Source organism: Actinoplanes sichuanensis (assembly GCF_033097365.1).
Classification (GTDB): domain Bacteria; phylum Actinomycetota; class Actinomycetes; order Mycobacteriales; family Micromonosporaceae; genus Actinoplanes; species Actinoplanes sichuanensis.
Window position 1 is genome coordinate 10220277 of sequence record NZ_AP028461.1, and the last position, 12470, is coordinate 10232746.

Genomic DNA, 12470 nt, shown 5'->3' on the forward strand with positions numbered 1-12470 from the left:
TGTCGGGGATACGCGAGAATCTGCTCGAAGACACCTGACCTTGGAGACGGAACCATGGCGCACACCCCGGTCAATCACCCGCTTCGGCCGATCTACCGGATCGTCGGCTTCGTCGTCGGCGCCTACCTGGTGGCGTTCGGCATCATCGGGTTCATCTCGACGTCCAGCGAAGCCTTCACCGGCCCCGGCGTCCGAGCACTCGGCCAGGGCAGCAACGTCCTGTGGTCCATCATCTCGCTCGCCCTCGGCGCACTCGTGATCCTCGCCACCGTCGTCGGCCGCAACATCGACGCCGCCGTCGACCAATACCTCGGCTGGGCCCTACTCGTCCTCGGCAGCTACTCACTCTGCGTGCTGCGCACCGACGAGGTGAACTTCTTCGGATTCACCATGTCCACCGTCATCGTCACCTACCTGGCCGGCCTGCTGCTGATCACCGTCAGCCTCTACAGCAAGACCGCCCCCCAATCCCAGACCGGCGCCCCCCGCCAGGTCCGCGAAGGCCGCACCGCCTGAAACACCCAGCACCACCGGCCGCGCCGGGTCCGCACTCAGCGGACCCGGCGCGTCTGCAATCCGGGCTTCGGCTCCAGATGCGACAACCCGTTCCAGGCCAGATTCACCAGATGCGCCGCCACCATCTCCTTCTTCGGCTTACGCGCCTCCCGCCACCACTGGCCCACCAGCGCCACCATCCCGACCAGCGCCTGCGAATACAACTCAGCGAACCGCGGATCCAAACCCCGACTCTTGAACTCCGCCCCCAGAATGTGCTCCACCTGATGAGCGACATCATTCATCACACTGGAGAAGTTCCCCGACGCCGACAACACCGGCGAATTACGAACCAGCACCTGAAACCCGTGCGGCTCCTCGTCGATGTAATCCAACAGAGCCAGCGCCGCCTGCTCCAGCAACTCCCGCGGATGACCCGCGGTCAACGCCGTCGTGATCCGATCCAACAGCGCACGCACCTCACGGTCGACCACCACCGCATACAGCCCCTCCTTGCCGCCGAAGTGCTCGTACACGACAGGCTTCGACACCTTCGCCCGCGCCGCCACCTCCTCGACAGTGGTCGCATCGAAACCCCGCTCCGCGAACAGCTGCCGCCCGACGGTGATCAGTTGCTCCCTGCGCTGGGCGGCCGGCATCCGGACCCGCGGCACCGGTGATTGCTTGCTGCTGCTGCTGTCGTCGACCTGCTCAGTCACCCGGCCATCCTGCCAGGAATGGCACATCCAAGCCCTTACACGTCCTCGCAAAACCTCTCTACGCTTCCCTCATGACTAGTAGTTATGAGACAGCTAGGTTTGAGTCGACTAGGCCTGAATCGACTAGGTCCGAGCCGACTAGGTTTGAGTCAGCTGAGTTCGAGACAGCTTCGCGCGAGGATGACATGCGAGCCGAGGCGCGGCGGCTGAGGGTCGATCCGGGACTGTCCCGCTCCCAGCTGATGAAGATCTTCGGCGTTGGCAACGGCACTTTGACCGACTGGCTGCGTGGCATCGAGCCGCCCGAGTGGACCCGCCGCCCCAATGCCAAGGACGACAAGCGACGTGAGGCGGCGGCCTTGCGGGAGGCGGGCTGGTCGATCAACGACATCGCGGCCCGGCTGGGTGTCGCCAAGTCGACGGCATTCAACTGGGTCGGCCACGTGCCGTTGGACCCGGACAGTGAGCGGGCTCAGGAGAAACGGGAGTTGGCGAAGAAGCGGATCGCAGGCCGCTGGGACGAGTTTCGTGCCGATCGTGACCGTCGTCAGGGTGACACGTGGGAGAAGTCAGCCGTCGACGTCGGTGAACTCTCGGAACGCGACGTGCTTCTGCTCGGTGCCATCGCCTACTGGTGTGAGGGCGCCAAGTCGAAGCCGTGGGCACGTGCGGACCGGTTCGCCTTCATCAACAGCGATCCCGGGTTGTTGTCACTCATCCTGAGGTTTCTGCAGATCAACGGCTATCGCCTCGACGAGTTGGGTTATCGGGTGAGCATCCATGAAACGGCCGACGCGGAGGCGGCCGCATCCTGGTGGGCCGATGTCTTGAGGATTCCCAGGGATCGGTTCAAGAAGACGACCATCAAGACACACGTGCCCCAGACGCGTCGTATGAATGTCGGGGAGGACTACCATGGCTGCCTGACTATCACCGCTCCGAAAAGCCGGGACCTTTACTGGCGGATGGAGGGTGTCGTCAAAGCGGTCGTCCATGAGGCATCGGCCGCTTATCGCGATCGTCTGACGGGCGGCTAGTCTGTCCCCAGAACCTTTCGGCCGTGGTGTAATTGGCAACACTCTAGGTTTTGGTCCTAGATTTCCGGGTTCGAGTCCTGGCGGCCGAGCAACTTCTGTGATATGCGAACCGGATGGCTGAGGGCGGCGTTCGTCGCCCTCACTCGAGGCCACCGCCAATCAATGGAGTTGCCGCGTGAGCCAGGCCCCCAGCCGTACCGTCGTCGTCCTTGCCGCTGGTGAGGGTAAGCGGATGAAGTCGGCGACGCCGAAGATGCTTCAGCCTCTGCTCGGGCGCACTCTGCTCGGTCATGTGCTGGCCACCTCGGTGGCGATCAAGACGGACCGGACCGTGGTCGTCGTCGGGCACAAGGCCGACGAGATCACCGCGTTCCTGTCCGAGGTGGCGCCGGAGGCGACGCCCGTGCTGCAGGCCCAGCAGAACGGGACCGGTCACGCGGTGCGGATCGCGCTCGACGCGACGCCGGATCTGGCCGGCACCGTGGTGGTGCTCAGCGGTGATGTTCCGCTGCTGCGTCCGGAGACGCTGGAGGCGCTGCTGGCCACGCACGAGCGGGCCGGCGCCGCGGCGACGGTGTTGAGTGCCGAGGTGGATGTGCCGGGCGGGCTGGGCCGGATCGTGCGCGGCGCGGACGGCAATCTGGAGCGGATCGTGGAGGCGAAGGACGCCTCGGCGGAGGAGCGCCGGATTCGGGAGATCAACTCGGGGATCTACGTGTTCGACGCGGTGTTGTTGCGTGATGCGTTGGGCAAGCTGTCGACGGACAACGCGCAGGGCGAGGAGTATCTGACCGACGTCTTCGGGATTCTGGCGGCTCAGGGGCATCCGGTGGCGATCGAGGTGGCGGAGTTCGCCGTCGAGACGCTGGGTTGTAACGATCGGGCCGAGCTGGCGCGGTTGCGGGTGTTGATGCGCGATCGGGTGAATGAGGCCTGGATGCGGTCCGGGGTGTTGCTGTTGGATCCGGCGACGACGTGGATCGATGTGACCGCGACGCTGGAGCCGGATGCGGTCGTGGATCAGAATTCGCAGATTCTCGGGTCGAGTTCGGTGGCGACGGGTGCGGTGATCGGGCCGGACACGACGTTGATCGATACGACGGTGGCGGCGGGTGCGACGGTGTTGCGGACGCATTCGATCGGCGCGTCGGTGGGTCCGGCGGCGTCGGTGGGTCCGTTCTCGTTCTTGCGTCCGGGGACGCGGTTGGCGGCGAAGTCGAAGATCGGTGGTTTCGTCGAGGCGAAGAATGCCGAGTTGGGTGAGGGTGCGAAGGTGCCGCACCTGACCTATGTGGGTGACGCGACGATCGGTGCGAAGGCCAACATCGGGGCGGGCACGATCTTCGCCAACTATGACGGTGTGCGTAAGAGTCACACGACGGTGGGTGAGGCGGCGTTCGTGGGTTCGGATTCGGTGCTGGTGGCGCCGGTGGAGATCGGCCCGGGGGCGTATGTGGCGGCGGGGAGTGCTGTCACGAGGGATGTTCCGGCGGGGAATCTGGGTGTGACTCGGGCGCAGCAGCGCAATATCGAGGGGTGGACTGTGCGTCGCCGGCCGGGCACGGTTTCGGCGTCTGCCGCTGAGGCTGCGAATATCACTCCTGACCAGGAGTGATCCAGTGGGGGTGAGCCATCCCACCTGAGGGCCTCGAAACGTGGCGGTTACGTTGCCGCAAGGGATACTTCACTGCGAACCCCACCCCCTATCCACGGGAGCAGCGAGTCGATGGGCAGCATCGTCGCCGAGAACCGTAAGAGTCTGATGCTTTTCTCCGGCCGGGGTTTCCCCGAGCTGGCGGAGGAGATCGGCCAGGTGCTCGGTGTGGCGCCGACGCCGGCGGATTCGTATGAGTTCGCCAACGGGGAGATTTTCGTTCGTTTCAAGGACTCGGTGCGCGGGTCGGACGCGTTCGTCGTCCAGTCGGTGACCGAGGGGGTGAACCGGTGGGTCATGGAGACCCTGATCATGATCGACGCGCTGAAGCGGGGTTCGGCCAAGCGGATCACCGTGGTGCTGCCGTTCTACCCGTATTCGCGGCAGGACAAGAAGCATCGTGGTCGGGAGCCGATCTCCGCTCGGCTGGTGGCTGATCTGCTGAAGACGGCGGGGGCCAACCGGATTCTGACCGTGGATCTGCATACGGCGCAGATTCAGGGGTTCTTCGACGGGCCGGTGGATCACCTGTTCGCGATGGACACGCTCGCCGATTATGTGCAGAAGAAGTATGCGGGGCGGCCGATGACGGTGGTCGCTCCGGATTCGGGTCGGGTGCGGGTGGCGGAGCGGTGGACGGACCGGTTGGGTGGTTGCCCGCTGGCGTTCATTCACAAGACTCGTGATCCGTTGAAGCCGAATCAGGTGGTGGCGAACCGGGTGGTCGGTGAGGTCGAGGGTCGGGTGTGCCTGATCGTCGATGACATGATCGACACTGGTGGGACGATCGCGAAGGCGGCGGACATCCTCTTTCAGGAGGGTGCGGCTGATGTGATCGTGGCCTCGACGCATGCGTTGTTGTCGGATCCGGCGACGGAGCGGTTGAAGAACAGCAGGATCAGTGAGTTGGTGGTGACGAACACGTTGCCGTTGTCGCCGGAGAAGCGGCTGGACAAGATCACTGTGTTGTCGATCGCGCCGCTGTTGGCTCGGGCGATCCGTGAGGTGTTCGACGACGGCTCGGTGACCACTTTGTTCGGTGGTCTCAGCTAACAAGATTTACCGAAAGGCGTCCGCCGGGCGGTGGGCGCCTTTCTCGTGTGCTGGGCTGTGGTGAAACGTGTGGTGCAACTTGCATCACCAGGGTGGTTTTTTCGCAGGCGTCGCGAGCCGGGCGGACCCGCTGACCGATGCACGATCGTGGCAGGTAAGCTAGTGCGGTTGCCACGGCGAGGGTGCTTCGTGGGCTGTTGAGGTTCGCAGCCTGCTCGAGGCGCCGTCATCGACGCGGTGCTCCGGGCCTGTGCCCAGCGCGCCCCCTTGCCCGGCAGCGCCGAAACACCGTTACCTCTGGCGGCCCGCACCGCTTGAGGTGGCCACCGCAGCACTGCCGGATACCGCAGCCGCAGACTTAGACGCAGCCCGCATCGAAGAGTTTCAGGAGTTTCCCCGTGTCCGAGGTAAAGATCAGCGCCGAGCCCCGCACCGAGTTCGGCAAGGGTGGTGCTCGCCGCACGCGCCGGGCCGGCCTTGTGCCTGCCGTGCTGTACGGCCACGGCGAGAAGCCGCAGCACATCGCCCTTCCGGCTCGTGAGTTCGCGGCCGCCATCCGCCACGGCGGCATCAACCAGATCTTCACGATCGACATCGCCGGCAACTCGGGTGCCACTCTGGCCCTGCCGAAGGCGATCCAGCGTGACCCGATCCGTGACACGTTCGAGCACGTCGACCTGCTCATCGTGAAGCGTGGCGAGAAGATCCAGGTGGACGTTCAGGTCACCCTGACCGGTGAGGCCGCCAAGAACACCCTGATCGTGCACGAGTCGAACACGGTTGCCGTGATCGCTGAGGCGCTGCACCTGCCGGCCGAGCTGGAGGCGTCGATCGACGGCCTCGAGGCGGGTTCGCACATCACCGCCGGTGACGTGAAGCTGCCGAAGGGCGTGGAGCTGGCCGTCGACGCCGAGACGGTGCTCGCGGTCATCAACGCGGCTCAGTCGAACGAGGAGGCTCCGGCCGAGGGTGAGACCCCGGCGGAGGGCGAGAGCGCGGAGTAGTCTCCGTCTCGCAGCAGCGGTAAGCCAGATATCAGGGAAAGTGCCGGGTGGCACTTTCCCTGATGTGTATGTGGAGGCAGGGGTAGTGAGCGACGAGGCGCCGTGGCTGGTGGTCGGTCTGGGTAACCCGGGCCGGGAGTATGCCGGTAATCGGCACAACGTGGGTTTCATGGTGGCCGATCTGCTGGCGTCTCGGACCGGTGCGAAGTTCGGGCGGGCGAAGCGAGCGCAGACCGAGGTGGCCGAGGGGCGTCTGGGGTTCGGTGGTCCGAAGCTGATCTTGTTGAAGCCGCTGACGTACATGAACCTGTCGGGTGCTCCGGTGGTGGCGTTGGCGCAGTTCTTCAAAGTCCCGGTGACTCAGGTGATCGCGGTGCATGATGAGCTTGATGTGCCGTTCGGGCAGGTAAGGGCGAAACGGGGCGGTGGCGAGGGCGGTCACAATGGGCTGCGCTCGATGTCGAAGTCGCTTGCGAGTAAGGAGTACGCGCGGGTGCGGGTGGGCATCGGCCGGCCGCCGGGTCGGCAGGAGCCGGCCGACTATGTGCTCTCCGACTTCTCCGGTGCGGAGCGCAAGGAGTTGGATTTCGTGGTGGACCGGGCGGCTGACGTGGTGGAGGCGGTCGTCGTCGAGGGTGTCGAGTGGGCGCAGAACAAGTACCACGGAAGTTGATCTCCGTCTGACGACGCCGTGACGCTCTCGCGGCCCGTCCGTTGGTCACTCCGACGCACGAATTCGGTGCGTGGCCGACGTGACGGGAGGGGTTCGAGGATGTCGCAGGACGTGTCCGAGGACCGGGCGGGCGCGTTGACCGAACCCACGGCGGCTCTGCCGGCGGCGGTCGGTGGGAGCGCGGGGAGGGCCGCGAATCAGGGCCCGCAGCGGCCCGCGGAACGCCGGAGTGGACGTAATGCCCGTATTCCGGTGCCCGCGGCGGGGGTGGAGAACGCCGCGCCGCAGGCGGTGCAGGGTGAATCTGATCTCACTCGTAATCAGGCGGCGGAGCGGCATGTGTCGGCCGCCCGTGACAAGTCGATGGCGACCCGGCCGTTCGTTCGGGCTCGGGGTCGGCATGCGGCGATGTCGCGTCGGCAGGACTGGGAGCGGCGCTATGTGCGCATGCTCGTTCTGGCGGATCTGACGGCCGGTGTCGCGGCGGGGGCGGGTACGTTCGTCGTCCGGTTCGGTGATTCGGTGACCGCCTGGAACCGGATGTATCTGATCTGGTCGGCGTTGTTGCCGGTGGCTCTGCTGCTGGTGTTGGTGGCGGCTCGGGCGTACGAGCGGCGGTATCTGTTCGTGGGTTCCGACGAGTACCAGCGGGTGTTGCGTGGCGGTGCGGGGCTGATCGGCGGGGCGGCCGTCGTCTCGTACGCGCTGAATCTTGATCTTGCCCGGTCCTATGTCCTGGTGGCTTTTCCACTGGCGACGGCGGCGATCGTGGTGTTGCGGTTTCTGCTGCGTAAGCGGCTGCATCTGGCGCGGGCTCGGGGGGAGAACCTTCGGCGGGTGATCGTGGTCGGTCACGAGCTGTCGGTCATCGGCATCACCCGGCAGTTGCGGCGGGAGCGGTATCACGGGCTGGAGGTGGTCGGCGCCTGCCTGCCGCCCGGTGCCGACGGGATCGGGGTCGTGGATCTGCCGGTCTACGGTTCGTTCGACGATGTGGCGACCGCGGTGGAGCGGGCCGACGCCGACACGGTGGTCGTGCTGAGTTGTCCGGAGCTGGATGGTGTGTCGGTGCGCCGGCTGGCCTGGCGGCTGGAACGCGACGAGGTGGATCTGGTGGTGGCCAGTGCGCTCGTGGATGTGGCGGGTGCGCGGACCACGATCCGGCCGTTCGACGGTCTGCCGATGCTGCACGTCGAGCATCCCCGCCTGCATGGTGGGTCGCGGCTGGTGAAGGAGCTGGTGGATCGGCTCGGTGCGCTGTTGCTTCTGATCGTTCTCGGTCCGGTGCTCTTGACCGTGGCGCTCTGTGTGGGCCTTACATCACGCGGCCCGGTACTCTTTCGCCAAGTGCGCGTGGGACGTGATGGCCGATTGTTCCGGATCTTCAAGTTCCGCAGCATGTATGTCGACGCTGAGGCCCGGCTTGCCGAGCTGACGCACCTCAACGAGCACGACGGTGTGCTCTTCAAAATCCGCGACGACCCGCGTGTCACCCCGGTCGGGCGTTGGCTGCGCAGGTTCTCGCTGGACGAGCTGCCGCAGTTGCTGAACGTTCTGTCCGGGCGGATGTCGCTGGTCGGGCCACGGCCGCCGCTGCCCACCGAGGTGGCCGCCTACGCCGACGATGTGCGACGCCGGCTGGCCGTCAAGCCGGGGATGACCGGCCTCTGGCAGGTGTCGGGGCGGTCGGACCTCTCCTGGGAGGAGGCGGTCCGGCTCGACCTGCGCTATGTCGAGAACTGGTCGCTGAGCCTGGATCTGGTGATCCTGCTCAGGACGGTGACCGCCGTGGCGCGGTCGTCGGGAGCGTACTGACAGGCGTGTACTGGAGTGAGGGAGCGAGAGATGAGCGAGCAGACGAAGGCGTCGGCACGCATAACGGGTCCGCGGGACGCCGGCGAGGGCGGCACACCGCCGGTCAACGACTCCGCTTTCGCTCGCTGGCTCGCCGACCGGGCCGGGCAGATCCTGCTGCAGGTCCGGGCGGAGACCGGTCACGCCGACGGCAAGGCCCTCAAGGCTGCCGGTGACCAGGCCGCGCACGACCTGCTGCGGGCCGAGTTGGCTCGCTGGCGGCCGGCTGACGCGGTGCTCTCCGAGGAGGACGAGCATTCGCGGGTGGCGTGGACCGAGGGCAACCATCCGGACCGGCTCGGTGCGAACCGGGTCTGGATCGTGGACCCGCTGGACGGCACCCGTGAGTTCTCCGAGGAGGGCCGCGACGACTGGGCGGTGCACGTGGCGCTGTGGACGGCGGATTCGTCGGCGCCGGTTCGGCTGACCGCGGGTGCCGTGGCGATGCCGGCCCGGCACTGCACGCTCGCCACCGATCAGCCGCCGGCGTACCCGCCGATGCCGTTGGAGTCGGCGACCGGTGGGGCGATCCGGATCGCGGCGAGCCGGACCCGGCCGCCCGCGTTCGTCACCGCGCTGGCCGAGGATCTGGGCGCCGAACTGGTGCCGATGGGTTCGGCCGGGGTGAAGATCGCCGCGGTGATCAACGGCGAGGCGGACGCGTACGTGCACGCCGGTGGCCAGTACGAATGGGACTCGGCCGCCCCGGTGGCTGTGGCGTTGGCCACTGGCCTGCACGCCTCCCGTGTCGACGGCAGCCCGTTGGCCTATAACCAGGCTGATCCGAAGTTGCCTGACCTGGTCGTTTGTCGTAAAGATCTCGCTCCTCGGTTGCTTGCTGCGTTGCAGAGGCATCTTCCGTAACAATGACGTCTGCCCTGCCCGGCCGACACCGGAGAAAGGTCTGGGGACAGAACCCATGAGCCAGACGAAGCCCTATCGCGTATCGCATCTGGATGCACTCGAAGCGGAGAGCATCTTCATCATGCGCGAGGTGATGGCCGAGTTCGAGCGCCCCGCGCTGCTCTTCTCCGGCGGTAAGGACTCGATCGTGATGCTGCGCCTCGCGGAGAAGGCGTTCGCGCCGGCGCGCATCCCGTTCCCGGTCATGCACGTCGACACCGGCCACAACTTCGCCGAGGTGTTGGAGTACCGGGATCGCCGGGTCGCCACGCTCGGCCTGAACCTGGTGGTCGCCAGCGTGCAGGAGGCGATCGACACCGGCCTGGTGCGTGAGCTGCCGGACGGCACCCGTAACCGGATCCAGACGCCGGTGCTGCTCGCCGCCCAGGAGAAGTACCGGTTCGACGCGCTCTTCGGCGGTGCCCGCCGGGACGAGGAGAAGGCGCGGGCCAAGGAGCGGATGTTCAGCTTCCGCGACGACTTCGGCCAGTGGGACCCGAAGAACCAGCGGCCCGAGCTGTGGGCGCTGTACAACGGCCGGCACCACCCGGGTGAGTCGATCCGGGTGTTCCCGCTGTCGAACTGGACCGAGCTGGACGTCTGGCACTACATCGCCAAGGAGGACATCCCGCTGCCGAGCATCTACTACGCCCACGACCGTGAGGTCGTCGAGCGCAACGGGATGTTCTACGCGGTCAACGAGTTCATCAGGCTGCGTGACGGTGAGACGTCCGAGGTTCGCCGGGTGCGGTATCGGACGGTCGGTGACGCGTCGCAGACCGCGGCGGTGCTCTCCGAGGCGGACACCGTGGAGAAGGTGATCGACGAGGTCGCCGCGACCCGGATCACCGAGCGTGGCGCCACCCGGGGCGACGACAGGGTCAGCGAAGCCGCGATGGAAGACCGTAAGCGAGAGGGTTACTTCTGATGAGCCAGGCAGTTCTCGAGCCTGACGCCGCCGCTTCCCGCGGTATGGATCTGCTGCGGTTCGCCACCGCGGGCAGCGTCGACGACGGTAAGTCCACCCTCATCGGCCGGTTGCTGTACGACACCAAGACGATCTTCGAGGACCAGCTCGAGGCGGTGGAGAGCGCCAGCGCGTCCCGCGGCGACGAGTACACGAACCTCGCGCTGCTCACCGACGGCCTGCGGGCCGAGCGGGAGCAGGGCATCACGATCGATGTGGCGTACCGCTACTTCGCCACGCCGCGGCGCAAGTTCATCATCGCCGACACCCCGGGGCACATTCAGTACACCCGGAACATGGTGACCGGCGCGTCCACCGCGGACCTGGCGCTGATCCTGGTCGACGCCCGCAAGGGCCTGGTCGAGCAGTCCCGTCGGCACGCGTTCCTGACCAGCCTGCTGCGGGTGCCGCATCTGGTGCTGTGCGTCAACAAGATGGACCTGGTCGACTGGGACCAGGCGGTGTTCGAGCGGATCGCCGACGAGTTCACCTCGTTCGCCGCGAAACTCGACGCACCGGACCTGACGATCATCCCGATCTCGGCGCTCAACGGCGACAACATCGCCAGCCGGTCGGAGAACAGCCCGTGGTATGAGGGTCCGTCGCTGCTGCACCACCTGGAGCACGTGCACATCGCCAGCGACCGCAACCTGGTCGACGTGCGGTTCCCGGTGCAGTATGTGATCCGGCCGCAGTCCACCACGGTCACCGACTACCGGGGTTACGCCGGTCAGGTGGCCTCCGGCATCCTCAAGCCGGGTGACGACGTGATGGTCCTGCCGTCCGGGCTGACCAGCACGATCGCCGCGATCGAGACCGCCGACGGCCCGATCGACGAGGCGTTCCCGCCGATGTCGGTGACGGTCCGGCTGGCCGACGAGATCGACATCTCGCGCGGTGACATGATCTGCCGCCCGCAGAACAAGCCGGCCGTCGCGCAGGACATCGAGGCGATGGTCTGCTGGATGGACGAGACGGCCCCGTTGCGGGTCGGCGGCAAGTATGCGATCAAGCACACCACCCGGTCGGCCCGGACCGTGGTGCGTGGTCTGCAGTACCGGCTCGACGTGAACACGCTGCACCGCGACGAGGCTGCGGGCGAGCTGAGCCTCAACGAGATCGGCCGGGTGAAGCTGCGCACGACAGTGCCGCTGCTGGCCGACGAATACCGGCGCAACCGGACCACCGGTGGGTTCATCCTGATCGATGAGAGCACCAACCGGACGGTCGGCGCGGGGATCATCATCGAGGCGCGCTGACCACGGTCGCCCAGACGATCTTGCCGGCCTCGGTCGGGACGGCGCCCCACTGGGCGGCGGTCTCGTCCACCGTCCGTAGCCCGCGGCCCCGCTCGTCGAGCGGTAGGTCCGGGCGCGGACGGGAGACTGGCAGGATCCGCGGCAGGCGGGGGTCCCCGTCGGCCACGGACAGTTGCAGTCCGGTGCCGCGCCGGCTCACCATCACCCGGATGTCGGTGTGGGCGTGCTCGACCGCGTTGGTGACCAGCTCCGACATGACCAGCCGGCTCGGGTGCAGCAGGTGGACCAGGCCCCACGCCAGGCAGGCGTCGCTGGCCAGGTTCCGGGCCAGGCTCGGTGCCTCCGGGTCGGGTCGCAGGGTCATGCTCAGCCGCTTATCGCCGGGGATCCGTCCGGCCAGAGCCACCCGGGCCTGGCGTACCTTGGCGTAGACGGGCAGGAACCGGCCCGCGCAGAGGCTCTGCATGCGGTCGGCGAGCGGAAGGTCCGGCGGGACGCAGAGGGCCAGATGCACGGGCGGATCGAGGCCGGCCGCGAAGGTCTGGGCGGTCATCCAGGTGGAAGCGCTCTCGCTGTGCGGATCCCGCAGACCGGACAGGTCGACGATCAGTCCGTCCGGATGATCGGTGAGGCACCGCCGCAGCGTCACGGACGCGTCGAGGCTCAGCTGGGCATCCCACGATCCACGGACCGTGAGTACCGAGACGGCGGCGTCCTCGGCGGCCTCGACGCTGACGGTGACGCCTCGTTCGGTGTCGTCTCGCTCGGTGTCATCGTGAAGATACGGTGGGCTTACCCCCATGGTTCGTCACCATAGCCGGGCGCCGGTCGATGAGCCTCTGGTCTCGCTCC

At 66.9% G+C, this 12470-nt stretch carries 12 protein-coding genes and 1 tRNA gene; 11 read left to right on the forward strand and 2 right to left on the reverse strand.

The features are described 5' to 3' along the window. Positions 1-54: 54 nt before the first annotated feature. Positions 55-516 carry a DUF4383 domain-containing protein gene (locus Q0Z83_RS47030; RefSeq protein ID WP_317790068.1) on the forward strand — a complete coding sequence of 154 codons (462 nt, stop codon included), beginning with the start codon at positions 55-57 and terminating at the stop codon, positions 514-516. Positions 517-551: 35 nt separating this feature from the next. On the opposite strand, the gene Q0Z83_RS47035 is transcribed toward Q0Z83_RS47030, so the two are convergent. Further along, positions 552-1154, reverse strand: a complete 603-nt coding sequence (locus Q0Z83_RS47035) for a TetR/AcrR family transcriptional regulator (RefSeq protein ID WP_317797318.1) — start codon at positions 1152-1154, stop codon at positions 552-554. A 245-nt stretch (positions 1155-1399) separates the two neighbouring features. On the opposite strand from Q0Z83_RS47035, the gene Q0Z83_RS47040 reads away from it, so the two are divergent. The 10 genes from Q0Z83_RS47040 to cysN all read left to right on the forward strand — a co-directional run bounded on the left by Q0Z83_RS47040 (position 1400) and on the right by cysN (position 11618). Further along, positions 1400-2251: a helix-turn-helix domain-containing protein gene (locus Q0Z83_RS47040; RefSeq protein ID WP_317790069.1), complete on the forward strand. Its 852-nt coding sequence runs from the start codon at positions 1400-1402 to the stop codon at positions 2249-2251. A 17-nt stretch (positions 2252-2268) separates the two neighbouring features. Next, positions 2269-2340: transfer RNA gene (locus Q0Z83_RS47045), tRNA-Gln, on the forward strand. Positions 2341-2426: 86 nt separating this feature from the next. Continuing rightward, positions 2427-3866 (forward strand): bifunctional UDP-N-acetylglucosamine diphosphorylase/glucosamine-1-phosphate N-acetyltransferase GlmU, encoded by a 1440-nt coding sequence (gene glmU, locus Q0Z83_RS47050; protein ID WP_317790070.1) that lies wholly within the window; start codon positions 2427-2429, stop codon positions 3864-3866. 111 nt (positions 3867-3977) lie between these two features. After that, positions 3978-4958, forward strand: a complete 981-nt coding sequence (locus Q0Z83_RS47055; RefSeq protein WP_317790071.1) for a ribose-phosphate diphosphokinase — start codon at positions 3978-3980, stop codon at positions 4956-4958. A gap of 398 nt (positions 4959-5356) precedes the next feature. Further along, positions 5357-5962, forward strand: coding sequence for a 50S ribosomal protein L25/general stress protein Ctc (locus tag Q0Z83_RS47060; RefSeq protein WP_317790072.1), 606 nt, complete (start codon positions 5357-5359; stop codon positions 5960-5962). 85 nt (positions 5963-6047) lie between these two features. Beyond that, positions 6048-6635, forward strand: a complete 588-nt coding sequence (gene pth / locus Q0Z83_RS47065) for an aminoacyl-tRNA hydrolase (RefSeq protein WP_317790073.1) — start codon at positions 6048-6050, stop codon at positions 6633-6635. Between the two features lie 99 nt (positions 6636-6734). Beyond that, a complete protein-coding gene (locus Q0Z83_RS47070) occupies positions 6735-8450 on the forward strand; it encodes a sugar transferase (protein ID WP_317790074.1) in 1716 nt (571 codons plus the stop codon). A 30-nt stretch (positions 8451-8480) separates the two neighbouring features. Next, positions 8481-9353: a 3'(2'),5'-bisphosphate nucleotidase CysQ gene (locus Q0Z83_RS47075; RefSeq protein WP_317790076.1), complete on the forward strand. Its 873-nt coding sequence runs from the start codon at positions 8481-8483 to the stop codon at positions 9351-9353. Positions 9354-9408: 55 nt separating this feature from the next. After that, entirely contained in the window at positions 9409-10320 is a 912-nt protein-coding gene (gene cysD / locus Q0Z83_RS47080) for a sulfate adenylyltransferase subunit CysD (RefSeq protein WP_317790077.1), read from the forward strand. Continuing rightward, the gene (gene cysN, locus Q0Z83_RS47085; RefSeq protein WP_317790078.1) at positions 10320-11618 is read left to right on the forward strand and encodes a sulfate adenylyltransferase subunit CysN; all 1299 of its coding nucleotides are present in this window, start codon (positions 10320-10322) and stop codon (positions 11616-11618) included. The genes cysD and cysN overlap by 1 nt, the downstream gene beginning before the upstream one ends. On the opposite strand, the gene Q0Z83_RS47090 is transcribed toward cysN, so the two are convergent. Continuing rightward, positions 11602-12420 (reverse strand): ATP-binding protein, encoded by an 819-nt coding sequence (locus Q0Z83_RS47090; RefSeq protein WP_317790079.1) that lies wholly within the window; start codon positions 12418-12420, stop codon positions 11602-11604. The two genes, cysN and Q0Z83_RS47090, sit on opposite strands and share 17 nt — an antisense overlap. Positions 12421-12470 lie beyond the last annotated feature (50 nt).